The organism is Burkholderia aenigmatica (genome assembly GCF_048627025.1).
Taxonomy (GTDB): Bacteria; Pseudomonadota; Gammaproteobacteria; order Burkholderiales; family Burkholderiaceae; genus Burkholderia; species Burkholderia aenigmatica.
The window spans coordinates 1,619,839-1,646,101 of record NZ_CP184469.1 but is presented as its reverse complement, the minus strand read 5'-3'; the positions used below and the strand labels follow the sequence as shown (position 1 = coordinate 1,646,101).

Here is a 26,263-nt window from a genome sequence, read left to right as displayed (position 1 = left end):
TCGACCATTAGGAAACCTTGAGATGACCCTGGACAAACCCGTCAGCAAGGTGCTCGTACTCGACGACAGTCGCGCGCACGCCGACGCGATCAAGCGTTTCTGCGACGAGCACAACCTGGTCGGCCTGACCGTGCGGCGCAACCGGCTGCTGAAGGTGCTGCGCTCGAACATCGATCTCGGCGCGATCCTGCTGGCCGAGGATTACGGCGGCTCGCCGGCCGAGAGCGCGATCATCGCGACGCAGATCGATGCGCTGCGCCCCGAGCTGCCGATCATCCTGCGCCGCGAATCGCTCGCGTCGCGCGACGGGCTGCCGGAGGCGCTCGCGCGCGTCGCGTGCGCGGCCTACGTCGCGGACGACATGACGCCGCTCAAGCGCGCGATCGACGAATACCTGTTCGGTCGCGATTACCCGAACGCGCTCGTGCGCGGCATCTCGGAGATCACCGAGGCGCGCATCGACAGCCTGTTCCCGGGCATGACGATCGAGCACGAAACGCCGTGCATCGTGCGCGACCAGATCATCTTCGGTGAAGTGTTCAGCCTGATCGCGCTCGAAAGCGCGTGGTGCCGCGGCTACATGCTGCTGCAGACGAGCGAGCAACCGCTGCTCGACATGATCGGCGGCACGCGCGACGCCGGCCGCGCGCCGGATTTCCGCGACGTGAACAGCGTGCTCGGCGAGCTCACCAACCTCGTGTGGGGCGCGTTCAAGAACCGCTATCTCGGCGACGCCGAGGCACTGGCGCGCCATCCGGTGCAGGTGCCGCTCGTCGTCAATCACAAGCAGAAGTTCATCTCGTTCGGCGGCGACTGCCCGCAGCTCTGCTTCAAGTACCGGATGACCGACCCGGCATCGGGGCGCTCAGTTTGTCTCGATCAACGTTTCGTGTTCAGCCTCAGTTGGTCGCCGGAGGATTTCCGCGAATCGGTGCAGGACGTGGGGCCGATGGTCGAATCGGGCGAACTCGAACTGTTTTGAATAGTGAAGTCAGCAACAAGGAAAGGAAGGGGAATACGACATGGCAAAGATTCTGGTGGTCGACGATTCGGGCACGGTGCGCGACGAGGTCGCGGGCTTCCTGCGCAATCACGGGCTTGACGTCGCGACGGCCGTCGACGGCAAGGACGGCCTCGCGAAGCTCAAGGCGACGCCCGGCGTGCGCCTCGTGATCAGCGACGTGAACATGCCGAACATGGACGGCCTGACGATGGTCGAGAAGATCCGCGGCGAGCTGGCGAACTCGACGGTCAACGTCGTGATGCTGACGACCGAAAGCAGCCCGGCGATGAAGGAGCGCGGCAAGGCCGCCGGCGTGAAGGGCTGGATCGTGAAGCCGTTCAAGGGCGACGCGGTGCTCGACGCGCTGAAGAAGCTCGCGGGCTGACGCACACCGGGCTTTCGCGCGCCCGCTGCCGCCCGCGCATTCAGCGCTGCGGTTCCGGCTGCGCGACCGTCGCGTCGCCGGTTGCGGCCGGCGCGCGTGGCGCGGGCGTCTGCCATTGCACGACGATCATCCCCGCGAAGATCAGCGCGACGCCCGCGATGCGGCCGGGTGTCGCGAGCCGCTGCGCGAGCCCCATCAGCCCGTAGTGGTCGATCAGCAGCGACGCGAGCGTTTGCCCGGCGACGACGCAGACGATGAAGGTCGTCGCGCCGAGCCGCGGCGTCAGGATCAGCGCGAGCGTGATGTAGATCACGCCCGCGAGGCCGCCGAGCCACATCCACAGCGGGCGCTGCAGCGCGTCGCCGACGAGCGGCGCGTTCGCGCGGGTGGCCAGCAGCATGGGCAGCACCGCGAGCAGGCTGACCGTCAACGACGCGACGCTCGCCCACAGCGGGTGGCCGAGCGCGCGCCCGAGCGCGGCATTGCTGCCGCCTTGCAGCGGCACGAGCGCGCCGGCGACGAAAGCCGCGGCGGCGAGCGGAAGGGTGGCGAAGGAAAGGGAAGTCGTCATCTTGGTCGGTGATGAAAGGATGTTGAAATGATTGTTATCCATTAAGATCGCGAATGGAAATTCGTTCTTCGGATGCTTCATATTCCCTTCATGAATAATCTGGCCCGCATCGACCTGAACCTGCTCGTGACGCTGCACGCGCTGCTGAGCGAAAAACACATCTCGCGCACGGCCGTCCGGCTGCACCGCAGCCAGCCGGCCGTGAGCCATGCGCTCGCGCGCCTGCGCGAAATCTTCGGCGATCCGCTGCTCGTGCGGCGCGCGGGGCGGCTCGAGCTCACCGCGCGGGCGAACGAACTGGTCGAACCGCTGAACGACGTTCTTGGCCGGCTCGGCACGCTGATCGAGCCGCAGGCGTTCGATCCGTCCGCGGCCACGCGCGTCTTTCGCATCGCGATGTCCGACTACGGCGCGCGGATCGTGCTGCCGGCGCTCGTGAAGACGCTGCGCGCCGATGCGCCGGGCATCGAGCTGATCGTGTCGCAGGCCACGCGCGAGGCGATGCGGATGCAGCTGATGGACGGCGAGGTCGATCTCGCGCTCGGCGTGCTGCCCGCGTTGCAGCGCGACCTGCACGCGCAACCGCTGTTCGTCGAATCGTTCGCGTGCCTGGCCGATGCGAGCCGCCTGCCGGCTGGCGGCGAACTCGCGCTCGACGCCTGGCTCGCGCGGCCGCACGCGCTGGTCGCGATGCGCGACGGGATGGACAACGAAGTCGATCGCGCGCTGGCGCGGTTGAGGCACGAGCGGCGCATCGCGGTGATCCTGCCGTTCTGGAGCGTCGCGAACGACCTGATCGCCGGCACCGACCTCGTGCTGACCGTCGCGCGCCGCAATCTCGATCGCGTGCGCGACGACGCGCGCCTGCGCGTGTTCGAGCCGCCATTCCCGATCGATTCGTTCGAGTTTTCCCAGTACTGGCACGCGCGCCGGCACGGCGACGCCGCGCATATCTGGCTGCGGCAGACGATCGTGCGCGTCGCGAGCGGCGGGTAGCCGCGCGGCGCGGCCGGCAGGGCACGCAATTTACAGCGCGCCGCGATATCCGTATCCTGCGGAATGCCGAGGGCGGCGTGGCGGCGCGACAGGCGCAGCACGCCCGGCATCCACAACAATCAGGAACGGGACACCTTCCCATGAAAATCAAGATCGAGCGGGCACCGCTCGCGCGCGGCGCATGCGTGATGCTGATGGCTGCGCTGGCAGGCGGGTGCGCTGGCACCGGGCAGCAGCAGGCACAACAGGCCGCCGTTGGCGGCGGCTCGTCGTACACGTGCAACCCCACGCAGGCCGACGGACAGGCGACGGCCGGGAGGGGCGCCAACGGGTGCTATTTCGTGCTGCACGATCCCGCGACGAAACAGGTGCTGCCGAACACGCACTATGCATTCGCGCTTTACACGAGCGCAGCCCAGGACAACCAGGAACTCGAGGTCGAAGGCACGACCGACGCGCAGGGGCGTACGGTCTACGTGCGTTCCGCCGCGCCGATCGATGCGGCGCGCATGGTGCTCGTCCGCACGGTCGGCGACGGCCCGATGGGGCGCATCCCGGTGCTGGTCCGGCCGCAGGACGGCAAGCGCATTCCGTTCGCGCAATACAAGGTCACGGGCTGCAACGGCCCGTATGAAGGCGTGACCGACGAAACGGGGCGCGGCGTGATGTACCGCTGCAAGACGCAGTCGAAGATCGAGGTGTCGTTCTATCAGTCACGCAAGTAGGGTGGGCGGGATGGTGTCCGGATCCGGCCGCACCGCCGCGCAGCAGACCGAGACGCTGATCGCGAAGGGCATCGTCTTTACCATCGCGGGCACGTGCATGCTGGTCGGCACCGCGCTGTACGCACAGTCGACGCGCGAATTCCTGCGCACGTCGGTCGTCGTGCCGGGGCGCGTCATCAAGCTGAACGCGGGCCCGCATCATCCTGAGATCGCATTCACGACGCTCGCGGGCGAGCAGGTCGAATACCCGCAGGGCGGCTCGGTGAGCGAGCAGGACGGCGCGACCGTCGAGGTGCGCTACACGCCCGACGAGCCCGGAATGAGCGCGCGGTTGAATACGTTCGGCGCGATCTGGGGCGACGTACTGATGTTAGGCGTGATGGGCGTCGTCTTTTTCCTGGGCGGCGTCGGTCAACTGCGGTCGGGCGTGCGCGCGTGGCGCAGCGGGCGCAAGCGCGCGTGACCGCTGGCGCCGCACCGAATCCTGCCGAACTTCGTCGAGCAGAACATTATGAAACGCCTGCACGAGACTGCCGGGCCGATCTGGTTGACGCGCGAACGCTCGCGTGCGCGACATCGCTGCAGGCTGTCTTGTCACTTCAAAGAGCATTCCGACATGACCATCCGCTTGATACCGTGGCTGATCGCGATCGGCACCGCATGTGCGGGCCTGGCCGCACACGCGGCGGGCACCGCGCATTCGCTTGACGAGGTGCCGGGGAAGTTCAGTTCGCCCGAAGCACGCGCCGCGTACGCGCGCGACATGAGCGGCGCGCCCGAACAGGACGGTTTCGGCGTACACCTGCCGCCCGGCTTCACGAAAGAGGCGCTGGTCGCGCAGCTTGCACCCGGCCAGCCGCTTGGGCGCGTCGTGCTGGTCGGCGCGAAGCCGTGGCCGCAGCGCCCCGGTGCGTTTGTCGCGATCGTCTGCGCGGCACCGACCGACGGCCTCGCGCGCGACGTGCTGCGATTCCGTGCGCCCACCGATTGTGAGGGCTATGAGCGCCACACCGATGCCGATGAAACGAAGGAGCTGGTCTGGCTGGGCGTGTTCGAGCGCGGTCCCGACGGAGCGCCGCGCCTCGTCGCACGTACCGAACAGCCGCTCGACCAGGGGATCGACTGGAGCGATACGAATATCGAGAGTCCCGACTCCATCAATAAGGTGAACGATTTTGCAATACGGCCCGAGCGGTGGTTGCGGTTCGATCTCGCACCCTATGCGCTGCGGGCGGGCGATGCGGCATTCGGCGTGCGGGCAGGCTGGTCGATCGGTTATTCGGGCGGCGGCGCATCGTTCGAGGCGTTGTACCTGTTCCGGATCGACGGCAAGACGCTGCGCGTCGTGTTCGCGCAGCCGATGATGTACTACGAGGATCTCGCCGGCGACTGGCATCGCGACGGCACGCGCGATCACGACATCACGGAGGCCAGCAATACGCTGAACGTGCTGCCGACGTCGACGGAGGGCTTCCACGACCTGCAGCTGCGCCAGCGCGGCGGCAAATGGCGCCAGACGTTTCGCTGGTCGCCGGCCGACGGCGAGTATCAGCCGCGCTGAAGCGGCGCGATCGTCGACGGCCACGCGCTTCGAACATGACGCAGACATCCGGCATGCAGGTATTCAAGGGCGGCCTCGCCGTGCTGACCGGCACGGTGCTGCTGGCCTTTGCGGTCTTCGATTGCCAGTCGACCCGCGATTTCATGCGTGAGTCGATCATCGTGCCGGGGCGTGTGGTCCGGCTGACCTACGGGCCGCATCATCCGGACATCGTATTCACGACGCGCGCGGGCGAACGTGTCGAATACCCGCAAGGCGGCGCGGTCGACGTCCATCTCGGCGAGGCGGTCGAGGTGCGCTACCTGCCTGCCGGACCGCGCATGAGCGCAAGGATGAATACGTTTGGCGCGATCTGGGGCGACGCCCTGATGATCGGCGGGATGGGCGTCGTCTTTTTCCTGCTCGGCGTCGGCGAACTGCGGTCGGGCGTGCGCGCGTGGCGCAGCGGGCGCAAGCCGGCCGCGCGTTGACACACGGGCGCGCTACCGGGCAGAGGGCCCGGCCGTCGCGAATTCCTCGACGACGGCTTCGATCACGGCCTGCACGCGGGCGGTCTTGTAGAGATCGGCATGGGCGACGAGCCACACGTCGAAATGATTGCATCGCCGCGCCATGAGACGCACCAGTTCGGGCTCCGCGTCGGCGCGGAAGCACGGCAGCTCTGCAATGCCGAGCCCCGCTATCGCAGCCTCGACCAGCATCATCGTCGACGAGGTCTGGAACATCACGCGGCCGCGCGAAGTCGGTTCGCCGCACAGCGCGTCCCACATCGTCGGCACCACCGGCTGCTGGTACATCACCAGATCGTGTCCATCGAACGCGCTGCCCGCGACCGGTTCGCCTCGCTCGGCCAGATAGCGGCGCGAAGCATAGATGCCCGTTTCGAGATGCCCGAGCCGCCTGACGATCAGATCCGGCGAATCCGGCCGCAACGTGCGAATCGCGAGGTCCGCATCCCGGCGTGTGAGGTTGGCGATCTCGGCCGATGTCACGCACACGACGTCGATGCCTGCATGCCTGCGCCGCAGGCGGGCGATCGCGGGCACCACGAAGCGCTTGCCGAGCGAGTCGGTCGTGGCGATGCGCACGGACCCGGCCAACTGCTCGTCGAGCCCCATCACGCGGCGTTCGATCGTGAGTGACGCCCGTTCCATCATTTCGGCCGGTTCGAGCAGGGCTTCGCCCGCGGTCGTCAGCACATAAAGGGTCGGCGTTCGAAGAAACAGGCGGGCGGAGAGTTCATCTTCCAGCGCGGCGATCCGGCGTCCCACCGTCGCCTGGTCGACGTTCAGTTGCGCCGCGGCGCTGCGCAGCGTGCCGGTGCGCGCCAGGGCCAGGAAGAAGCGGGCGTTGTCCCAGTTCATGCGGGTCGACTGTGTCATCGGGCGGGGCGGTGTGCGGGGAGGGTGATGCAAATCTGCATCAGGTAAATGCGAAATTACCACTTTTCTGCATCGCGTTCCGTTTCTAGACTCCCGGCATCCGTCTGGAGGTTTCATGTCCGATTGCAATCCTGTATCCGTCCCCGTGCCGATGACGGCCGCGTATCGCCCCACGACGCGCGAGCAGCGTTTCACGCTGGCGCTTGTCGCGATCGGCATGTTCATGGCGGTCCTCGATTCGACGATCGTCAACGTGGCGCTGCCCGCGATGCGGACGAGCCTCGGCGCGACGGTTGCGGAACTCGCGTGGATCGTCGACGCGTATACGCTCAGCTTCGCCGCGCTGATTCTCGCGGGCGGCGCGCTGTCCGACCGGTTCGGCGCGAAGCGCGTGTATCTCGCGGGGCTGGCGCTGTTCGTCGGCGCATCGGCGGCGTGCGGCGTCGCGGGGTCCGTGGCCATCCTCGTGGCCGCGCGCTTCGCGCAGGGCATCGGCGCCGCGCTCTTCCTGCCCGCGTCGCTCGCGGTCGTGCGCAGCACCTTCGACGTGCCCGCCGAGCGTGCGCGGGCGATTGCGGTCTGGGCGGGCATCGCGTCGGTGGCCGTCGCCGTGGGGCCGGTGCTGGGCGGCATCCTCGTCGACGATTTCGGCTGGCGCAGCGCATTCCTGATCAACGTACCGACCGGTGCGGTCGCTTTTGCCGGCGCGGCGGCACTCGTTCGGGCATCGGTCGCGCAGCATGTGCGCCACTTCGATTGGGCCGGCCAGGGTGTCGGTGCGACGGCGCTCGGCGCACTGTGTTTTGCCGTGATCGAATTGCCGACGCGCGGCGCTGGCGCTGCGGACGTCTGGGGCGCGTTGCTGGTCGCCGGGCTCGCATCGGTCGTGCTGATCATCGTCGAGCGGCGTGCGCGCAATCCGATGGTGCCGTTGGCGTGGTTTCGCAATCCCGTCTTCGTCGCGATGAACCTGATGGGCAGTCTCGTCTATGTCGGCTACTTCGGCTTGCTGTTCGTACTGAGCCTGTATCTGCACGGACGCTTCGGCATGAGTGCGCGGCAGACGGGGCTGACGCTGTTGCCGTTCGCGCTGAGTTTGTCGCTGGGCAACCTGTTGTCGGGAAAGCTGCATGGCCGCGTCCGCCCGGTCCGGTTGATGGCGAACGGCCTTGGGGTGGCGGCGCTGGCGATCCCTGCGATTGCGATCGCGCTCACGCTGCGCGCGCCGTGGCCGGTGGTCTGGGCGGTCATGGCCGCATTCGGCACCGGAACCGCGCTGTCGGTGGCGCCAATGATCGCGACCGTGCTCGAACAGGTGCCCGCGGACGCGGCGGGCGTCGCGTCAGGATTTCTCAATGCGGCGAGACAGGCTGGCAGCCTGCTCGGCGTGGCCATCGCAGGCGCCGCGACGATACTGTTGCCGGATCTGACCGAGGCGCTGTGGGCGATCGCCGCGGTCGGTTGTGTCGCCTATGCGATCGCCGCCTTTGCCGCGCGGACGGCCGGCAGGGCGAGTGGCACGTGACTGGACGCCACTCGGAATGTGGAGGACCATTTGATCACCACGGTGCCGTGAACGTGCGTGCATCAACGCCGCGCGTTTGCGCCGCATCGAATCGTGCCGAACCCCAACGAGCGGAACATCATGGAATCCGATCAAGAGACTGCCGAGCCGATCCTGCTGCGCGACGCGCACGACGGCGTCGTCACGCTGCGGTTGAACCGTCCGCAGCAGTTCAACGCATTGTCCGAGGCGATGCTCGCCAGCCTGCACGATGCGTTCGACACGCTGGCGGCCGATCCGCACGTGCGCTGCGTCGTGCTGGCCGCCGAAGGCAAGGCGTTCTGCGCGGGCCACGACCTGCGGCAGATGCGCAGCAAGCCCGAGCTCGACTATTACCGCACGCTGTTCGCGCAGTGCAGCCGCGTGATGCTCGCGATGCGCGCGTTGCCGGTGCCGGTGATCGCGCGCGTGCACGGCATTGCGACGGCGGCCGGCTGCCAGCTCGTCGCCGCGTGCGACCTGGCGATCGCGGCCGATACCGCGCGCTTCGCGGTATCGGGCATCAACGTCGGGCTGTTCTGTTCGACGCCGGCCGTTGCCTTGAGCCGCAACGTCACGGCGAAGCGCGCGTTCGACATGCTCGTGACCGGGCGCTTCGTCGACGCGGCGACGGCTGCCGCGTGGGGGCTCGTCAACGAGGCGGTGCCCGAGGACGCGCTCGACGCGGCCGTCGCACGCAAGGTCGCCGAGATCGTCGCGAAGAGCCCGGCCGCGGTGCGGGTTGGCAAGCAGATGTTCTATCGCCAGCGCGAGTTGTCGCTCGACGAAGCCTATGCGTATGCGGGCGACGTGATGGCGCGCAACATGATGGAAGAGGATGCGGGCGAAGGGATCGACGCGTTTCTCGAGAAACGGAAGCCCACGTGGCGTTCGTAGTGCGTTGTCGAAGGGGGCGTTGAACGGCGCGGCAGGGCCGTCATCCACGCCTTTCCCGCCCGCCGCAAAGCAAACGGGCCGCCCGAGGCGGCCCGCCAATCCAGCGGTACGCAAGCGACGCGAGCGCGCGCCGCCGCCTCGACGCCGGTCAGCGCCCGTAGCTTCCGGTGCGCAGCGTCGGCTGTTCGCTCGACGCACCCGGCGGCACGATCACGACCGGCACGCGGCGCGCGAGTGCGCACATCAGCTCGTAGCCGATCGTGCCGCTGGCTTCCGCCACGTCATCCACCTTCACCTGGTCGCCCCACAGCTCGACACTCGACCCGATGCCCGCGTTCGGGCACGGCGTCAGGTCGACGGTCAGCATGTCCATCGACACGCGGCCGACGACGCGCGTCAGCACGCCGTCCACCGCGATCGGCGTGCCGGTCGGTGCGTGGCGCGGATAGCCGTCCGCGTAGCCGCACGCGACGACGCCGATCCGCATCGGCCGGTCGGCCGTGAAGCGGCGGCCGTAGCCGACGGTTTCTTCCGGCGACAGCGTCTGCACGCCGATGATCTTGCTCGTCAGCGTCATCGCGGCCATCAGCGGCGTGCCGGCGATATCTCGCGATGCACCCGTCGGCGACGCACCGTACAGGATCGTGCCGGGCCGCACCCAGTCGCGGTGCGCGCGCGGATGCCACAGCACGGCGGCCGAGTTCGACGCCGAGCGCTCGCCCGGAATCCCCGCCGTCGCCGCATCGAACTGGTCGAGCTGCCAGTCGACTTCGCCTTCGTCGGCGTTCGCGAAATGCATCATCAGCGTGATCTTGCCGATCGACGGCGCGCTGGCTGCACGCTCCCATGCGGCACGGAAAGCGGCGGGGCGGTAGCCGAGCCGGTTCATCCCGGAGTTCATCTTGAGCTGGATGTCGATCGGCTGCTGCGGCTTGGCCGCGATCAGCAGGTCGAGCTGCTCGTCGCAGTGCACGGCCACCGTCAGGCGGTGACGGTCGGCCAGCTCGACGTCGGCCGGCTCGAAGATTCCTTCGAGCAGCAGCACGGGCTTGTTCCAGCCGAGCTCGCGCACGCGCACGGCTTCGTCGAGATCGAGCAGCGCGATGCCGTCGGCAGCCGCGAGGCCCGGGTAGATCCGCTCGATGCCGTGGCCGTAGGCATTGGCCTTGACCACGCCCCACACGCGCGATTGCGCGGCGGTGCGGCGGATGAAGTCGAGGTTGTGGCGGACGGCGTCAGGGCGGATATGGGCGACGATGGGACGGGGCATGGCGATGTCTCGGATCGGATGTCGTTTGGCGCGCGCGGCGGCGCGGGTTCGGCAGGCTGGTGCGACAACGCACCGAGCCAGTGTTGAGCGCTATCTTATTGGTGTTCGACCAGTTTTAATTAACGTTTTTGTCGATGATTTGGTGGAAATTTTGGTGTCTGACCGGGCTGTCCGCGGCGGTCGGCGGGCCTTGCAGCCGAGTCTCCCGTCTAGAAAACCGGTGCGCGAACAGCACGGCGCGATGCTAAGCTCTCGGCGATCTTGTCATTGATCAATGTAATCATAAAGGAGGAGACTGTTGATGACGACGTCCCAGCTGTGCCTGTTCATCGTGGCGCTGTTGCCGTTCCCGATGACGTTTCTCGCGAAGGCCCGCAAGGGCTACGACAACCGCGTGCCGCGCGACTATCTGGCGAAACTCGAAGGCTGGCGCGCTCGCGCGCAGGCCGCGCACCAGAACGCATGGGAAGCGCTCGCGCTGTTCACGGCCGCGCTGGTGGTGGCGTGGCACAACGGCGCGAACGTGCATCGCGTCGACCAGCTTGCGATGGCGTTCGTCGCGATCCGGATCGTCTATACGCTGATGTACCTGCTGAACTGGGCATCGCTGCGTTCGCTCGTGTGGTTTGGCGGGATGGCGTGCGTGGTCGCGTTGTTCTTCGCTGCGCCGTAAGCCGCGTGTGCAGGCGCGGCCGGCGCGTTACTTGCCGGTCGCGCCACCCGTGCCGCGCACGAGACGGTCATTCGATGCGGGCGCAACGATCGTGCCGGCGAACGGCGCGGCATCCGCTTCTTCTGCGGCTTCGCGGTGCAGGAAGGCGATCAGCGGATCGAGCAGCCGGTGCCGTGTCGATGGATTGCGGCGCAGCACGAAGCGCCACGACGCGGCGCGCTCGAGGCCCGGCCGCAGCGGCACGAGACGCCCGCTCCGCAGCTCCGGTTCGATCAGCGGCGTGCGGCCGAGCGCGATGCCCGCCCCGCCGACGGCCGCGCCGATCACCTGGCTGAAACTGCTGTAGCGGACGATCTTCGTTTCGAAGTCGCCCGGCAGGCCGAATTCCGCCGACCAGTTGCGCCAGTCGATCTCGGGCGTGTATTCGTTCATCTCCTGCAGCAGCCGGCAACGGCACACGTTCCCCGACGCGAACGGATGCAGCTCGGGGCTGCAGACCGGGAACACGGTTTCCTGCAGCAGCACGTCGTCGTCGGTTTTCAGGCGGTGCGCCGGCACGTTCACGATCGCCAGATCGACGCCGTGGCGCGCGAAATCGGGTTCGTCGTCGAGCGCGACGGCGTGCAGCGGCGTTTCCGGATGGCTCGACGAGAATTCCGCGAGGCGGCGCGCAAGCCACATCGACGAAAACGACGCGTTGGCGGATACCGTCAGCCGTTGCGCGGTGCCGCGAATCTCGGCGCAGGCGTCGGTCAGGCGCGACAGCGCGTCGCTGACGGCCGGCAGCAGGCGCGCGCCGGCCGGCGTGAGACTGATGCCGCCGAGCCCCGTACTGCGTTCGAGCAGCCGTGCGCCGAGCGATTCCTCGAGCGCGCGGATCTGGTGGCTGACCGCGCTCGTCGACACGTTCAGCTCGACGGCCGCGCGCGCAAACCCGCCGAGGCGGACGGCCGCCTCGAAAGCCCGCAATGCGCTGAGGGGAGGGAGGTGCGACATGCGGGGTATTGTAGTTGACTCAACACCCGTTGAAAAATCATCTTTTGCCGCGCACGGGTGGCGCGGGTAGCCTCGATCCGGTCAAGAAAAAACATCATCGGACACTACCGGAGGGCTTCATGTATTTCGACCGACGACTATGGGCAATGATGGCGGGACTGCGCTGGCGGGTCGCCGCGGCCGTCGCGCTCGGGCTGCTCGCGATGGGTGTCGGGATCCTGCGCTTCGTGTTTCTCGGTCGCGTGCTGGCGCTGGTCTTTTCTGGCGCGCCGGCGCGCAGCATCGGCGAAGCCGTCGTTGCAACGGCGGCCTGCGTGCTGCTGCGCGCATGGCTCGACCATCGCCGCACGGTGCTCGCGCAGCACACGGCCGGGCGCGTGCAGGCCACGCTGCGCGCGCGGCTGTTCGACCGGATCGCCGCGCTCGGCCCCGCCTGGTTCAGCGGTGAACGCACGGGCGGCGTGATGCTGGCCGTCGTCGACGGCGTCGAGCAGCTGCAGACCTTTTTCGGCACTTATCTGCCGCAACTCGTGATCGCCGCCTGCGCGCCGGTGATGATCTTCGCGGTACTCGCGTGGTGGGACGTGCCGACGGCCGCGATCCTGCTGGTCGCGGCGCTCGTCACGCTCGCGCTGCCGCAACTCGTGCATCGCGCCGACAAGCGCGCGGCGCTCGCACGCTCGGCCGCCTTCAAGGCATTCGGCGAGGAGTTTCTCGACGCGGTGCAAGGCCTGCCGACGCTGAAGGCGTTCGGGCAAAGCACGGCGTTCGGCGCGAAGCTGGCGGCGAAGGCGCGCGCGCTGTCCGACAGTACGTTCTGGGTGCTCGCGCTCGGCCTGCTGACACGGCTCTTCACCGATCTCGGCACCGGCCTCGGCGCGGCCGCCGCGATCGCGGTCGGCGCGTGGCGCGTGCGGCACGGCGACATGAGCCTCGAGGCGCTGCTGATCGTACTGATGGCCGGCAGCGAAATCTTCCGGCCGCTGCGCGACCTGCGTTCCGTGCTGCACCAGGGGATGATCGGCCAGTCGGCGGCGAATGCGATTCACGCGCTGCTCGAAGCGGATAGTCATGCACCGGCCAACGACGCGCCGCGTGTGACGGGCCTGCGGCCGGAGATCGCGTTCGACGCCGTCAGCTTCGCGTATCCGGGGCGCCGCGCGGACGCGCATGCGGCGCTGAGCTTCTCGGTTCGCGAAGGCGAGACGGTGGCGATCGTCGGGCCGAGCGGCGCGGGCAAGTCGACCATCGTGCGCCTGCTGCTGCGCCAGCACGATGCGCAGGGCGGCGCGATCCGCATTGGCGGCCACGACGTGCGCACGCTCGATGCCGGCCAGGTACGCGAGATGATCGCGGTCGTCGCGCAGGATGCGACGCTGTTCGACGGCAGCGTGGCCGACAACCTGCGGCTCGGCCGCCCCGACGCGAGCGACGCGGACATGATCGCCGCCGCGCGCGCGGCCAACGCACACGATTTCATCTCGGCGTTGCCCGACGGCTACGCGACGCGCATCGGCGAACGCGGGCTCATGCTGTCGGGCGGCCAGCGCCAGCGCCTCGCGATTGCCCGCGCGCTGCTGCGCGATGCGCCGATCCTGCTGCTCGACGAGGCGCTGTCGTCGGTCGACGCGGAAAACGAAGCGCTGATCCAGCAGGCGCTCGACCGGCTCACGCGCGGGCGGACCACGCTCGTGCTCGCGCACCGGCTGTCCAGCGTGATCGGCGCCGACCGCATCCTGGTGCTCGACCAGGGGCAGGTGGTCGACGAGGGCACGCACGCGGCGCTTATTGCACGTGACGGCCCGTATCGCCGGTTGATGGGGCCGCAACTGGAAGCGGCCGTCGAATCGGTCGGCACGGCAACGACGGCCGGCGCGACCGCGCGCGCGTCGTCGGGCCCGCAGGTGCGGCCGCTGAACGACGATGCGGCGGAGATCGGCTGGCCGGAAACCCTGCAGACGCTGCTGCGCTTCGTGCGTCCGTGGACGGGCAAGGTCGTGCTGACGGTGCTGTTCGGGATCGGGCGTGTGCTCGCGTTCATCGGCGTCGGCGTGATCGGCGCGCTGGTGGTTGGCGCGGTACCGGGCGGCCACGTGAACCCGACGCTCGTCACTGCGCTGCTCGTGATCGCGCCGGTGGCGGCCGTGCTGCACTGGCTCGAATCGTGGCTCGCGCACGACATGGCGTACCGGCTGCTCGCGGAAATGCGCATCGCGCTGTTCGCGACGCTCGAACGTCTCGCGCCGGCCGGGCTGCTGCGCCGCCGCTCCGGCGATCTCGTGTCGCTCGCGACGCAGGATGTCGAGACCGTCGAATATTTCTATGCGCACACGCTGGCGCCCGCGTTCGTCGCGGTGCTGGTGCCGGCCGCCGTGCTGGTGCTGCTCGCGTCGGTCGCGTGGCCGCTCGCGCTCGTGCTGCTGCCGTTCCTGTTGTGGGCCGGGCTCGCGCCGGTGCTGGCGCGGCGCGACGTCGACCGGCTCGGCACCGGCGCGCGCGAAGCGCTCGGCCAGCTCGGCGCGCACCTGACCGAAACGATCCAGGGGCTCGCGGAGCTGACCGCGTTCCAGGCCGTCGCGCGCCGTCGCGCAGCGTTCGTGGCCGAAGTCGATGCGTACCGGAAGCAGCGCGCGAAGCTGCTCGACGACCTGTCGACGCAGAGTGCCGCACTGGAAGTCGCGAGCGGGCTCGGCGGGTTGGCCGTCGCGGCGCTTGGTGCGCTGCTGTGCGCGCGCGGCTGGTTTCCGCGCGAGTCGTTGCCGCTGCTGGTGCTGATTGCGGTGGCCGCCTTCATGCCGGTGGCCGAGATCGGCCAGGTCGCGCGCCAACTTGCCGACACGATCGCGTCGACGCGCCGCCTGCGTGCGCTGGAGAAGGAGCCCGTGCCGGTGACGGACGGCGCGGAGGCGATGCCGGCCAATCCGGCGGTGCGTTTCGAAGCCACGTCCTTCACATACCCGGGCCGCAGCGTGCCCGCGATCGACCGCGTGAGCTTCGAGGTGCCGCCGGGCAGCACGGTCGCGCTGGTCGGTGCGTCGGGCGCCGGCAAGTCGACGGTCGCGAGCCTGCTGCTGCGCTTCTGGGATCCGCAGCAGGGCCGCGTGACGCTCGGTGGCGTCGATCTGCGCGACTTGCGGCTCGACGACTTGCGGCAGCACATCGCGCTGGTTGCGCAGGATACCTACCTGTTCAACGACACGCTCGAAGCTAATATCCGGCTCGCCGCGAACGACGCGTCCGACGCGGACGTGCAGCGCGCGATCGACCATGCGGCGCTCGGCGACTTCGTCGCGCGGCTGCCGGACGGGCTCGCGACGCGCGTCGGCGAACGTGGCGTGCAGTTGTCGGGCGGCCAGCGTCAGCGTGTCGCGATTGCGCGCGCGTTCCTGAAGGATGCGCCCGTGTTGATCCTCGACGAAGCGACGTCCCATCTGGACACGATCAGCGAGCAGCAGATCCGCGCGGCGCTGGAAGACCTGATGACGCAACGCACGTCGATCATCATCGCGCACCGGCTGTCGACCGTGCGCAATGCCGACCTGATCCTCGTGATGGCGCACGGCAGCGTGATCGAGGCCGGCCGGCATGCGGACCTGATGGCACGGCAGGGCGCGTATGCGCGGCTCGTGTCGCATCAGGCGAGCGGGGTGGCGGCGTAAGCGACGCAGTATCGGCGCGCGGCCGGCTGGCGGGGCCGCGCGCATTTCGCAACATGCGTTGAACCGCGTCGGTGGGTGCCGGCATCGCGGAGGGTAGCCGCCCCGGCACGGCGCGACGCCGCGTCGAATCGCCGACGATTCATGCTGACAAACGCGTGAACGGCGGCGATCCGCGCCGTGCAGTCGCGCAGTCATCATCCTCTCGGGCGTGATGTCCTGGACGGCAACCCCGCCCGACCAGCCCACAGTCACCGCCAACCACTCCTCAAGCGCCGCCATCGGCCGCCGCAGCACGATGCGGCCCGGGCACGTTGCCCCGGGCCGCATTCCCTTTCCTCCGATTTATCCGTCCCACGCGCCCCGGGTTTGTCTCGATGCATTTACCCGTTGCGGACTTTTTTGTTGTCGTAGTATCGCCATTGACAACACTTGTTGCACTAAGGTCTAATTCGACATCGCATGTTGCGGTGCGGCTTGATGTCGTCGTTCCGCCGGCCGGCTGGCCGGTCACATCGCTCAATCATGCGGAGAGAAACCATGAGTCGCCGTTCCTTCCTGAAAGCCGTCGCGGTGGTTGCCGCGCTCGGCGCAAGCCTCGCGCACGCGGACACCAAGACGCTCGTCGTCGGGACCGACACGTCGTTCATGCCGTTCGAGTTCAAGCAGGGCGACAAGTACGTCGGCTTCGATCTCGACCTGTGGGCGGAGATCGCGAAGGACCAGGGCTGGAAATACACGATCCAGCCGATGGATTTCGCGGGCCTGATTCCGGCGCTGCAGACGCAGAACATCGACGTCGCGCTGTCGGGGATGACGATCAAGGAGGAGCGCAAGAAGGCGATCGACTTCTCCGCGCCGTACTACGACAGCGGCCTCGCGGCGATGGTGCAGACCGGCAACACGACGATCAAGTCGATCGACGACCTGAACGGCAAGGTGATCGCCGCGAAAACCGGCACCGCGACGATCGACTGGATCAAGGCGCACCTGAAGCCGAAGGAGATCCGCCAGTTCCCGAACATCGACCAGGCGTACCTCGCGCTTGAAGCCGGCCGGGTCGACGCGGCGATGCACGATACGCCGAACGTGCTGTTCTTCGTGAACAACGAAGGCAAGGGCAAGGTGAAGGTCGCGGGCCAGCCGGTCAGCGGCGACAAGTACGGGATCGGCTTCCCGAAGGGCAGCCCGCTCGTGCCGAAGGTCAACGCATCGCTCGTGAAGATCCGGGCCGATGGCCGCTACGCGCAGATCTACAAGAAGTGGTTCGGTGCCGAACCGCCGAAGATGTGAGCGTGACGCCGCAGCAGTGCGCGGCCGGGTGGCCGCGCCGGTCTTGAATCGAACGGGGAGCGACAAGTGAATTTCGATTGGTCGGCGATCTGGGCGGCGTTGCCGGACCTGATGGACGGGGTCCGGTTGACGGTGTTCATCGCATTTTTCGGGCTGGTGGGCGGTTTCATCGTCGGGATGATCGCGGGCATGTTCCGCGCATACGGACCGAAGGCGATGAACGTGCTCGCACAGGTTTATATTGAATTGATCCGCGGCACGCCGATTGTCGTGCAGGTGATGTTCCTGTATTTCGCGCTGCCGCTGCTCGCGCATATCCGCATCGACGGCCTGACGGCCGCGATCATCGCGATCACGGTGAATTCCGGCGCGTATCTCGCGGAAGTGGTGCGCGGCGCGCTGCTGTCGATCCCGAAGGGGCTGACGGAAGCGGGGCTCGCGATGGGCTTGTCGATGCCGCGCGTGCTGCTGAAGGTGGTCGGGCCGCTCGCGTTCCGGCGGCTGATTCCGCCGCTCGGCAACCAGTGCATCGTGAGCCTGAAGGACACGTCGCTGTTCATCGTGATCGGCGTCGGCGAGCTGACGCGCAAGGGGCAGGAAATCATCGCGGGCAATTTCCAGGCGGTCGAGATCTGGACGGCCGTGGCCGTCATCTACCTGTTGCTGACCGGCGCCATGACGTTGACGCTGCGGCTCGTCGAGAAGAGGATGCGCATCTTATGAGCATGATCGAATTCCAGAACGTGTCGAAGAGCTTCGGCCACGTGCCGGTGCTGAAGCATATCGACCTGAAGATCGACGCGGGCGAGGTGGTCGTCGTGATCGGCCCGTCCGGCTCGGGCAAGTCGACGATGCTGCGCTGTATCAATGCGCTCGAGAAAATCACCGGCGGCGAGCTGCTGGTCGACGGCCAGAGCGTGCGCGGCAACGCGACGACGATCCGCAACATCCGGCTCGAAGCCGGCATGGTGTTCCAGCAGTTCAACCTGTTTCCGCAGATGACCGCGCTCGAGAACGTGATGTTCGGGCCGATCCAGGTGCGCGGCGCTTCGCGTGCCGACGCACGCGACCAGGCGATGGCGCTGCTCGACAAGGTCGGCCTCGAATCGCGCGCGAATCATTACCCGTCGGAGCTGTCGGGCGGCCAGCAGCAGCGCGTCGCGATTGCACGCGCGCTCGCGATCCGGCCGCGGCTGATGCTGTTCGACGAGCCGACTTCGGCGCTCGATCCGGAATTGCGCCACGAAGTGCTGAAAGTGATGCAGGATCTCGCGACCGAAGGGATGACGATGATCGTCGTCACGCACGAGATCGGCTTTGCGAAACGGGTCGGCACGCGCCTGCTGTTCATGGATCAGGGCGGGATTGCCGAGGACGGCCATCCGGTCGACCTGATCGACCGGCCGCCGACCCCGCGCCTGAAGGATTTCCTGAAACACGTGTCCTGAACGAAACCGAACCCTCCGACATGCCGCTTTCCCTTTCCTCCGTCATCGCCGGCGCGCCGTTCGACATCGGCGTGCGCCTCGGCGAGCTCGCCCGTCCCGTGTTCGATGCCTACATGCAGCAGAGCAGCGCGTGGCAGGCCGTGCGCCGCTGGCGCGGCCATCCGTTCGTCGCTGCGCTGCGGCAGGCCGCGCTGGCCGCGTATCCCGATCTCGTCGCGGAACTGGACGGGATCGCGGCGGGCGTCGGCTGGCCGGCCGAGGACATCTTTCTGTGGAACTGTCGCGGCGAGCTGATCCACAACGCGCCGGACGGCTGCACGACGCTTGCCGCGCGTGACGCGAATGGCACGCGCTGGATCGCGCACAACGAGGACGGCGATCCGTACCTGCGCGAGCGCTGCCTGCTCGTCGACGTGCAACCGGCAGGCAAGCCGGGCTTCATCAGCTTCTATTACCCCGGTTCGCTGCCGGGCCATACCTTTGCCGCGAACCGCGCGGGCATCGCGCAGGCGATCAACAACCTGCGGATCCGCACGCCGGCAGCGGGCGTGCCGCGCATGATCCTCGCGCGCGCCGTGCTCGACGCGACGTCGCTCGACGCGGCGGCCGACGTGCTGCGCGGTCATGCGCGTGCAAGCGGCTTTCATCACACGCTGGGCGCGACCGGCGATGCGCGGCTGCTGAGCATCGAGGCGAGCGTCGCGCGCTGTTCGGTGATCGACGTCGCGCGGCTCGCGGGGCATGCGAACCATCTCGTGCATCCCGGCTGCGACGCGGAAGCGCAGATCGTCACGCAATCGTCGGCCGACCGCCAGCGCCGCGTCGATGCGCTGACGCCCGCCATCGACGCAATCGATGAAGCCGCGCTGCTGCGCGTGCTCGGCGATCGCGCACCGGAAGGGCTGCCGATCTATCGCGACGATCCGGCCGACCCCGACGACGAGAACACGCTGGCCACGGCCGTGTTCGCGATCGGCGCGGCATCGATCGATTTCACCATTCACCAACAGGGCGCGCAGTGTTTCGCGACGCGCATCGTGCCGTCCGGACGCGCGCACGACGCATCCTGATCCATGAGGCAACGCATGACGACCGTTTTCCATCGCGCACCGCGCGCCACCTTGCCCGTTGCCGTCGCCGGCGACGGCATCGAGATCATCGACTCGACCGGCAAACGCTATATCGACGCCTGCGGCGGCGCGGCCGTTTCGTGTCTCGGTCACAGCAACCAGCGCGTGATCGACGCGATCAAGCGGCAGGCGCAGCAACTGGCGTACGCGCATACGTCGTTCTTCACGACCGACGTGGCCGAGGAGCTGGCCGACCGGCTCGTCGACGCCGCGCCGGCCGGCCTCGAACACGTGTATTTCGTGTCGGGCGGGTCCGAGGCGGTCGAGGCCGCGCTGAAGCTCGCGCGCCAGTATTTCGTCGAGAAGGGCGAGCCGCAGCGCCGTCATTTCATCGCGCGGCGCCAGAGCTATCACGGCAACACGCTCGGCGCGCTCGCGATCGGCGGCAATGCGTGGCGGCGCGAGCCGTTCCTGCCGCTGCTGATCGAAGCGCACCACGTGAGCCCGTGCTATGCGTACCGCGATCAGCAGGCGGGCGAGACCGACGAAGCGTATGCGCAGCGTCTCGCGGACGAGCTCGAGCAGAAGATCGTCGAACTCGGTGCGGACAACGTCGCGGCGTTCGTCGCGGAGACGGTGGTGGGCGCAACGGCCGGTGCGGTGCCGCCGGTGCGCACGTACCTGAAGAAGATTCGTGCGGTGTGCGACAAGTACGGCGTGCTGTTGATCCTCGACGAAATCATGTCGGGGATGGGGCGCACGGGCTATCTGTACGCATGCGATGAAGACGGCGTCGCGCCCGATCTGCTGACGATCGCGAAAGGGCTCGGCGCGGGCTACCAGCCGATCGGCGCGACGCTCGTCAGCGACCGCATCTACCGGACGATCGTCGACGGCTCGGGCTTTTTCCAGCACGGCCACACGTACCTCGGCCATGCAACCGCCTGCGCGGCCGCGCTCGAAGTACAGCGCGTGATCGCCGAGGAGAAGCTGCTCGACAACGTGAAGGCGCGCGGTGAGCAACTGCGTGCGTCGTTGCGCGAGCACTACGGCGCGCATCCGCATATCGGCGACGTGCGCGGCCGCGGGCTGTTCGTCGGCGTCGAGCTCGTGCGCGATCGCGACAGCAAGGCGACGTTCGATCCGGCGCTGAAGCTGCACGCGGCGGTCAAGCGCGAAGCGATGCAGCGTGGCCTGATGGTGTATCCGATGGGCGGGACGATCGACGGCGTGCACGGCGATCACATCCTGGTCGCGCCGCCTTTCATTTGCACCGCGCAGCAGATCGATACGATCGTCGAGCGGCTGTCGGGCGCGATCGGTGCGGCGCTCGCGTCGGCCGGCGCGTGAGCGCATTCGTCGAACCTTCTCCGGACCTCGCCATGACCAACAGATTGCCTCTGTTCGATCCCGCATCGGCCACCGATGAGCAGAAGGCCGTGCTGGCCGACATTCTCAGCGGCCCGCGCGGCAACCTGAACGGGCCGTTTCTCGGCTGGATCGCGAGCCCCGAGCTCGCTCAGCACGCGCAGAAGCTCGGCGCGTTCTGCCGCTATCGCACGGGCCTGCCGCTGCGCCTGTCGGAACTCGCGATTCTCGTGACGGCCGCGCGCTGGCGCTCGCAGGCCGAGTGGCACATCCACCATCCGATCGCCGTCGACGCAGGCGTGCCGGCCGCGACGGCCGACGCGATCCGGCGCGGCGTCGCACCCGCCTTCGAGTCGGACGACGATGCGCTGATCCATGCGTTCGCGAGCGAGCTGTACGACACGCGGCGCGTGACCGACGCGACGTTCGCGCGGGCGGAAGCACGCTTCGGCCACGAAACCGTCGTGAATCTCGTGGCATTGCTCGGCTACTACGCGCTCGTCGCGATGACGCTGAACACGTTCGGCATGCGCGCGGAAGGGCAGACCGAATTGCCGTTTCCGGAGTAACCGCCGCGTTTCGACAGTGCCGGAGCAGGGCGGCGATACGTCTGATGAACACCGCGCCGACCTGTTCCCGGCACAATGCAACCAAATGTATTCATGCGGGATCGATGGCCGATCGCCGCGTATGATGGCTAGTTCACGTCGATATGAGCGGTGAGCAAGCATGACGAGTACCCGCAAGACCTTGATGATCGCCGGTGGGCTCCTGGTAGCCGCAGCCGGCACTGCCTACGTGATGCTCCTGCGCGCGGACCACCGTGCGATCGAAGATGCCGGCATCGGCGATTCGGCCGCGCCCGTTGCCACGGCGCCTGCCAGTAACGATCACGCAGTGCAGGGCACCATCGCGCCGCCGGCCACGGCCGCCGCGATGGCCCCGAAACAGGCGGCTGTCGCGCCGCCACCTCCCGCACCGGCACCTACTGCGCCGGCCGCAACTGCACGCGTCAGCGCAGCGCCTGCGTCTGCTCCTGCCGTGCCGGTTGTCAGCGACAAACCGCAGCCGGTGACGAAGCCGAGCGCACCGCCGCCGAAGGTCAATGTCGTGACCGTCGATGCGCAGGATTCGACCCCGCCGGCACCACCGCCGGCCGCCAAAGCTGTGCAGCAGGCCGCACCCGCCCCCGCGCAGGTCACGCAACGCGCGCCGCGCAAGCGTGACGGTCTCGAACGCCACGCGGCCGCAGCACCCGCTGCAACGAAATCCGAAACGCCGGAGACGGCCGCACTCGTCAGGGAATCGGCGAAGCTCGACCCGTCGTTGCCGCCGCCGTCGATGCCATCGAGCAGCGGTTCGTATCGGCACGGCAGTTCGTCGTCGGGCTCGAATCCGGTTGCTGCCGCGATGACCGAGCAACTGGTCAGGGAATCGAGCAATTTCAAGTCGGCACCGTCAGCGGCGCCGGCGAACGGCGGCCCGACCACGACCAAGTAACCGCGCTCGCTTCCGGAATAAAAAGGGCCCCGCACGCCGACCAAAGCATGCGGGGCCAAGAGAGACAAACTGTTGTGCCGATGGGATGACGCGCGTTACGCGGCGACTGCTTCCTCGGCCTGCGGCTGCGCGGCGGCAACCGGCGCCACGTCCTGCCGGATCAGGTGGTCGAACGCGCCGAGCGATGCCTTCGCGCCTTCACCGACCGCGATCACGATCTGCTTGAACGGCACCGTCGTCACGTCGCCGGCCGCGAACACGCCCGGCACCGACGTCGCGCCGCGCGCATCGACGACGATCTCGCCGTGCTTCGACAGTTCGACCGTGCCCTTCAGCCATTCGGTGTTCGGCACGAGGCCGATCTGCACGAACACGCCTTCCAGATCGATGCGCTGCGTGTCGCCCGAGCGCAGATCCTTGTAGACGAGCCCGTTCAGCTTGCTGCCGTCGCCGGTCAGCTCGGTCGTTTGCGCCTGCGTGACGATCGTCACGTTCGGCAGGCTGCGCAGCTTGCGCTGCAGCACTTCGTCCGCGCGCAGTTGTGCGCCGTATTCGATCAGCGTGACGGCCTTCACGATGCCGGCGAGGTCGATCGCGGCCTCGACACCCGAGTTGCCGCCGCCGACCACCGCGACGCGCTTGCCCTTGAACAGCGGGCCGTCGCAGTGCGGGCAGTATGCGACACCGCGGTTGCGGTATTCGCGCTCGCCCGGCACGTTGATTTCGCGCCAGCGTGCGCCGGTCGCGAGGACGATCGTCTTCGCCTTCAGCACCGCGCCATTCGCGAGGCGGATCTGGTGCACGTCGCCCGGAATCAGCGCGTCGGCGCGCTGCACGTCCATGATGTCGACGTCGTACTGCTTCACGTGCTGTTCGAGCGCGGTCGCGAACTTCGGCCCTTCGGTTTCCTGCACCGACACGAAGTTCTCGATTGCCATCGTGTCGAGCACCTGGCCGCCGAAACGCTCGGCCACGACGCCCGTCGCAATGCCCTTGCGCGCCGAGTAGATCGCGGCTGCCGCGCCTGCCGGGCCGCCGCCGACGATCAGCGTATCGAACACCGGCTTGTTCTCGAGCGACTTCGCGGCACGTGCGCTCGCACCCGTGTCGAGTTTCGCGAGGATTTCCTTCACGCTGCTGCGGCCCTGGCCGAACGATGCGCCGTTCAGGAACATCGTCGGCACAGCCATGATCTGGCGCGACTCGACTTCATCCTGGAACAGCGCGCCGTCGATCGCGACGTGACGGATGCGCGGGTTGACCAGCGACATCACGTTCAGCGCCTGCACGACCTCCGGGCAGTTCTGGCACGACAGCGAGAAATACGTCTCGAACGCGTAGTCGCCGTCGAGCGCGCGGATCTGTTCGATCACGTCGTCGTCGAGCTTGATCGGGTGGCCGCCCGTCTGCAGCAGCGCGAGCACGAGCGACGTGAATTCATGGCCCATCGGAATGCCGGCGAAGCGGATGCCGGCCGGCTTGCCGGGCTCGCCGATCGAGAACGACGGCTTGCGCTCGGCGTCGTCGCGGCGTTCGGTCACGGTCACACGATCCGTCAGCGACGCAATCTCGTTCAGCAGCGCCAGCAGTTCCTGCGATTTCGCGCTGTCGTCGAGCGAGGCGACGAGTTCGATCGGGCGCGTGATCTTTTCGAGGTACGCTTTGAGTTGGTTCTTGAGATTGGCGTCGAGCATGGCGTTTCGGATTCCGTATTAATGATTCTGGTCGGGCACGTCGTGCCGGAGGAGGGCGCGGGCCGCATGCTGCAGCGGCCCGTGTTGGTGTGTCTCGCGCGCCTCGTGCGAGGCGCGCGGAGCGATCGTCAGATCTTGCCGATCAGGTCGAGCGACGGGGTCAGCGTTTCCGCACCCGGCGTCCACTTGGCCGGGCACACTTCACCCGGGTGCGCCGCGATGTATTGCGCAGCCTGCACCTTGCGCAGCAGTTCGCCTGCGTCGCGGCCGATCCCGTTGTCGTGGATTTCGCACAGCTTGATCTCGCCTTCCGGGTTGATCACGAACGTGCCGCGCAGGGCCATCCCTTCTTCCTCGATCAGCACGTCGAAGTTGCGCGACAGCGTGAGCGTCGGGTCGCCGATCATCGGGTACTTGATCTTGCCGATCGTGTCCGACGTGTCGTGCCAGGCCTTGTGCGTGAAGTGCGTGTCGGTCGACACGCCGTAGATTTCGACACCCAGCTTCTGGAATTCCGCGTAACGGTCGGCGAGGTCGCCCAGTTCGGTCGGGCAGACGAACGTGAAGTCGGCCGGGTAGAACACGACGACGGACCACTTGCCCTTGAAGTTCTCTTCCGAGACGGGCACGAAATCGCCATTGTGGTAAGCGGTTGCCTTGAACGGCTTGATTTGGGTGTTGATGATCGGCATCTTGCGAGTTCCTTTGCGGTGGTGTTGATGAAGTGTTCCCAGTATCCGGGTTCACCCTGAGTTTGTGAAATTGCTTGTTTCAATCCGGGGCATCGGGAATTTCTATCTGCTTCCGGCCCTTGATTGGGTGGAGTGTGCGGGGGAGGTGATTGACGTGCGGGTGCGTGGACGCGCGGCAGCCGGGCGGAGACGCGGCGAGAGGGATGACATCGAACGTCAAAGGCCGCGGTGGATCGACTCCGGGCGGTGCCGAAGGTTGCTCGGGTGGCGGATGTTGGGGCGCGCGTTCACCACTCCGAGCGGAAGTCTTCCTGGTATGCGACGACGCGCCCCTTCCAGAGGCCGAACACATTGTCAGCAAGTGTCCGGTTCTGCAGCGCGATGTAGGCATCGATCGCGTCCCGGATGATCTCTGCAGGGGAACGGCTCTGGTGCGCGGCGATGCGGGCCAACGCGGCATGCTGGTCATCTGATAGATCGACCGGAATTCTGTTCATTGCAACCTCCGTGACGTGACACGGTCATCGTGGCGATCCGGCGGGACAGGCGCAAGTTCACGGCACGTCCGACGCGAATGCGGGTTCCAGAATCGCCCGGCTGTCGACTCGACGTCGTCCCGCTCCACTCAAATCCCCGCCATCTTCCTCAACCACTCCGCCAGCCGCCGGGCCCCGTCCGGCATGTCCGCGTCCTCGCGCGTGCACAGGTAGTAATCGCGCCCGTCGTCGAGCGCGTGATCGAACAGCTTCACGAGTTCGCCATTCGCCAGCTCGCGCTCGACCAGCGGCGCGCGCAGCAACGCCGCGCCGAGATCCGCGCGCGCGGCGCTCAGTGTCAACTGGCCGTCCTCGAACATCGGCCCCACCGCATGCGACACGTGCTTCACGCCCGCGCCCTGCAGCCAGTTGACCCACGTGCTGCGATCCTCGTCGTGCACGAGCGGGGCGCGCGCGAGATCGGCCGGCGTGCGGAACGGCCCGTGACGCTTCAGGAACGACGGGCTGCACATCGGCACCATCGCGCCCGGCAGCAGCCGTTCGCAGCGGTAGCCGGGCCAGTCGCCGGTGCCGAAGCGGATCGACAGGTCCGACGCATCGCTGCGGTAGTTGCGGTGATGCGCGTACAGCACGGTCACGTCGACGTCGGTGTTGTCGGCCAGGAACGCGTGCAGCCGCGGAATGAACCAGCCGATGCCGAGCAGCGGAATCAGGCTGACGGTGATCTGCCGCAGCGACGACCGGTCGCGCACGAAGCGCGTCGCGCTGCGCAACACCGAGAACGCGGCGCTGATCGAGCGGTAGTAGTCGCGGCCTTCGTCGGTGAGCGCGAGCAGCCGGCCCTCGCGCACCGTCAGCGGCGTCTGGATGAACGCTTCGAGCAGCTGCAGCTGATGGCTCACAGCCGACGGCGTGATGTCGAGCTCGCCCGCCGCCGCGGTGACCGACCCGAGACGCGCGAACGCTTCGAACGCACGCACCGCGCGCAGCGGCGGATCGTGCGGCAATTGTTCGATATTTTTCATGTGTCGAATTTTATCGAA

At 67.7% G+C, this 26,263-nt stretch carries 26 protein-coding genes; 18 read left to right on the top strand and 8 right to left on the bottom strand.

The features are described 5' to 3' along the window. The first annotated feature begins 22 nt into the window (after nt 1-22). Entirely contained in the window at nt 23-982 is a 960-nt protein-coding gene (locus ACN8ZM_RS24385; protein ID WP_043179324.1) for a chemotaxis protein CheX, read from the top strand. 40 nt (nt 983-1,022) lie between these two features. Next, nucleotides 1,023-1,388, top strand: a complete 366-nt coding sequence (locus tag ACN8ZM_RS24380) for a response regulator (protein ID WP_011355572.1) — start codon at nt 1,023-1,025, stop codon at nt 1,386-1,388. Nucleotides 1,389-1,428: 40 nt separating this feature from the next. Here the strand turns inward: ACN8ZM_RS24380 and ACN8ZM_RS24375 are convergent, their stop codons facing one another. After that, on the bottom strand, nt 1,429-1,959 hold the full coding sequence (locus ACN8ZM_RS24375; RefSeq protein ID WP_043181246.1) for a DMT family transporter: 531 nt from the start codon (nt 1,957-1,959) through the stop codon (nt 1,429-1,431). Between the two features lie 90 nt (nt 1,960-2,049). Between ACN8ZM_RS24375 and ACN8ZM_RS24370 the strand changes: the two genes are divergently transcribed. From ACN8ZM_RS24370 to ACN8ZM_RS24350, 5 genes are all read left to right on the top strand, one after another. After that, on the top strand, nt 2,050-2,955 hold the full coding sequence (locus tag ACN8ZM_RS24370) for a LysR family transcriptional regulator (RefSeq protein WP_420212612.1): 906 nt from the start codon (nt 2,050-2,052) through the stop codon (nt 2,953-2,955). A 140-nt stretch (nt 2,956-3,095) separates the two neighbouring features. After that, a complete protein-coding gene (locus ACN8ZM_RS24365) occupies nt 3,096-3,680 on the top strand; it encodes a hypothetical protein (protein ID WP_205822466.1) in 585 nt (194 codons plus the stop codon). A gap of 10 nt (nt 3,681-3,690) precedes the next feature. Next, nucleotides 3,691-4,143 carry a DUF3592 domain-containing protein gene (locus ACN8ZM_RS24360; RefSeq protein WP_205822465.1) on the top strand — a complete coding sequence of 151 codons (453 nt, stop codon included), beginning with the start codon at nt 3,691-3,693 and terminating at the stop codon, nt 4,141-4,143. A gap of 153 nt (nt 4,144-4,296) precedes the next feature. Beyond that, nucleotides 4,297-5,241 carry a hypothetical protein gene (locus ACN8ZM_RS24355; protein ID WP_420212611.1) on the top strand — a complete coding sequence of 315 codons (945 nt, stop codon included), beginning with the start codon at nt 4,297-4,299 and terminating at the stop codon, nt 5,239-5,241. A gap of 35 nt (nt 5,242-5,276) precedes the next feature. Continuing rightward, the gene (locus tag ACN8ZM_RS24350; protein ID WP_301766696.1) at nt 5,277-5,711 is read left to right on the top strand and encodes a DUF3592 domain-containing protein; all 435 of its coding nucleotides are present in this window, start codon (nt 5,277-5,279) and stop codon (nt 5,709-5,711) included. 12 nt (nt 5,712-5,723) lie between these two features. Here ACN8ZM_RS24350 and ACN8ZM_RS24345 read toward each other — a convergent pair whose 3' ends face one another. Beyond that, nucleotides 5,724-6,605 (bottom strand): LysR family transcriptional regulator, encoded by an 882-nt coding sequence (locus ACN8ZM_RS24345; protein ID WP_420212667.1) that lies wholly within the window; start codon nt 6,603-6,605, stop codon nt 5,724-5,726. A gap of 133 nt (nt 6,606-6,738) precedes the next feature. On the opposite strand from ACN8ZM_RS24345, the gene ACN8ZM_RS24340 reads away from it, so the two are divergent. Continuing rightward, on the top strand, nt 6,739-8,148 hold the full coding sequence (locus tag ACN8ZM_RS24340) for an MFS transporter (RefSeq protein WP_420212610.1): 1,410 nt from the start codon (nt 6,739-6,741) through the stop codon (nt 8,146-8,148). Nucleotides 8,149-8,268: 120 nt separating this feature from the next. Beyond that, nucleotides 8,269-9,063 carry an enoyl-CoA hydratase gene (locus ACN8ZM_RS24335; RefSeq protein ID WP_122949759.1) on the top strand — a complete coding sequence of 265 codons (795 nt, stop codon included), beginning with the start codon at nt 8,269-8,271 and terminating at the stop codon, nt 9,061-9,063. A gap of 148 nt (nt 9,064-9,211) precedes the next feature. On the opposite strand, the gene alr is transcribed toward ACN8ZM_RS24335, so the two are convergent. Then, nucleotides 9,212-10,333: an alanine racemase gene (gene alr / locus ACN8ZM_RS24330; RefSeq protein ID WP_420212609.1), complete on the bottom strand. Its 1,122-nt coding sequence runs from the start codon at nt 10,331-10,333 to the stop codon at nt 9,212-9,214. 301 nt (nt 10,334-10,634) lie between these two features. Here alr and ACN8ZM_RS24325 point away from each other — a divergent pair, with 301 nt between their 5' ends. Then, nucleotides 10,635-11,006, top strand: a complete 372-nt coding sequence (locus ACN8ZM_RS24325) for an MAPEG family protein (RefSeq protein ID WP_043179313.1) — start codon at nt 10,635-10,637, stop codon at nt 11,004-11,006. Between the two features lie 27 nt (nt 11,007-11,033). Here ACN8ZM_RS24325 and ACN8ZM_RS24320 read toward each other — a convergent pair whose 3' ends face one another. Further along, nucleotides 11,034-12,002: a LysR family transcriptional regulator gene (locus ACN8ZM_RS24320; RefSeq protein ID WP_089453247.1), complete on the bottom strand. Its 969-nt coding sequence runs from the start codon at nt 12,000-12,002 to the stop codon at nt 11,034-11,036. 119 nt (nt 12,003-12,121) lie between these two features. Between ACN8ZM_RS24320 and ACN8ZM_RS24315 the strand changes: the two genes are divergently transcribed. The 8 genes from ACN8ZM_RS24315 (at nt 12,122) to ACN8ZM_RS24280 (ending at nt 22,337) form a co-directional block, all read left to right on the top strand. Beyond that, nucleotides 12,122-15,661 carry an ATP-binding cassette domain-containing protein gene (locus ACN8ZM_RS24315; protein ID WP_043183236.1) on the top strand — a complete coding sequence of 1,180 codons (3,540 nt, stop codon included), beginning with the start codon at nt 12,122-12,124 and terminating at the stop codon, nt 15,659-15,661. Nucleotides 15,662-16,198: 537 nt separating this feature from the next. After that, nucleotides 16,199-16,951, top strand: a complete 753-nt coding sequence (gene glnH, locus ACN8ZM_RS24310; RefSeq protein WP_043183237.1) for a glutamine ABC transporter substrate-binding protein GlnH — start codon at nt 16,199-16,201, stop codon at nt 16,949-16,951. A gap of 66 nt (nt 16,952-17,017) precedes the next feature. Continuing rightward, complete coding sequence (gene glnP / locus ACN8ZM_RS24305; RefSeq protein WP_011355557.1) at nt 17,018-17,674, top strand: glutamine ABC transporter permease GlnP; 657 nt, start codon at nt 17,018-17,020, stop codon at nt 17,672-17,674. Then, nucleotides 17,671-18,399 (top strand): glutamine ABC transporter ATP-binding protein GlnQ, encoded by a 729-nt coding sequence (gene glnQ, locus ACN8ZM_RS24300; protein ID WP_205822459.1) that lies wholly within the window; start codon nt 17,671-17,673, stop codon nt 18,397-18,399. The genes glnP and glnQ overlap by 4 nt, the downstream gene beginning before the upstream one ends. A gap of 20 nt (nt 18,400-18,419) precedes the next feature. Then, nucleotides 18,420-19,469: a C45 family autoproteolytic acyltransferase/hydolase gene (locus ACN8ZM_RS24295; RefSeq protein ID WP_420212608.1), complete on the top strand. Its 1,050-nt coding sequence runs from the start codon at nt 18,420-18,422 to the stop codon at nt 19,467-19,469. Nucleotides 19,470-19,484: 15 nt separating this feature from the next. Then, complete coding sequence (locus ACN8ZM_RS24290) at nt 19,485-20,819, top strand: aspartate aminotransferase family protein (protein ID WP_420212607.1); 1,335 nt, start codon at nt 19,485-19,487, stop codon at nt 20,817-20,819. A 32-nt stretch (nt 20,820-20,851) separates the two neighbouring features. Then, a complete protein-coding gene (locus ACN8ZM_RS24285; protein WP_420212606.1) occupies nt 20,852-21,406 on the top strand; it encodes a carboxymuconolactone decarboxylase family protein in 555 nt (184 codons plus the stop codon). 160 nt (nt 21,407-21,566) lie between these two features. Then, complete coding sequence (locus ACN8ZM_RS24280; protein WP_420212605.1) at nt 21,567-22,337, top strand: extensin; 771 nt, start codon at nt 21,567-21,569, stop codon at nt 22,335-22,337. Between the two features lie 95 nt (nt 22,338-22,432). On the opposite strand, the gene ahpF is transcribed toward ACN8ZM_RS24280, so the two are convergent. The 4 genes from ahpF to ACN8ZM_RS24260 form a co-directional block, all read right to left on the bottom strand. After that, complete coding sequence (gene ahpF / locus ACN8ZM_RS24275) at nt 22,433-24,031, bottom strand: alkyl hydroperoxide reductase subunit F (protein ID WP_089453242.1); 1,599 nt, start codon at nt 24,029-24,031, stop codon at nt 22,433-22,435. A 128-nt stretch (nt 24,032-24,159) separates the two neighbouring features. Then, a complete protein-coding gene (ahpC, locus tag ACN8ZM_RS24270) occupies nt 24,160-24,723 on the bottom strand; it encodes an alkyl hydroperoxide reductase subunit C (RefSeq protein ID WP_006488685.1) in 564 nt (187 codons plus the stop codon). 287 nt (nt 24,724-25,010) lie between these two features. After that, a complete protein-coding gene (locus tag ACN8ZM_RS24265; protein WP_089453241.1) occupies nt 25,011-25,220 on the bottom strand; it encodes a ribbon-helix-helix protein, CopG family in 210 nt (69 codons plus the stop codon). Between the two features lie 128 nt (nt 25,221-25,348). After that, nucleotides 25,349-26,245 (bottom strand): LysR substrate-binding domain-containing protein, encoded by an 897-nt coding sequence (locus tag ACN8ZM_RS24260; RefSeq protein ID WP_011355549.1) that lies wholly within the window; start codon nt 26,243-26,245, stop codon nt 25,349-25,351. Nucleotides 26,246-26,263: the final 18 nt, after the last annotated feature.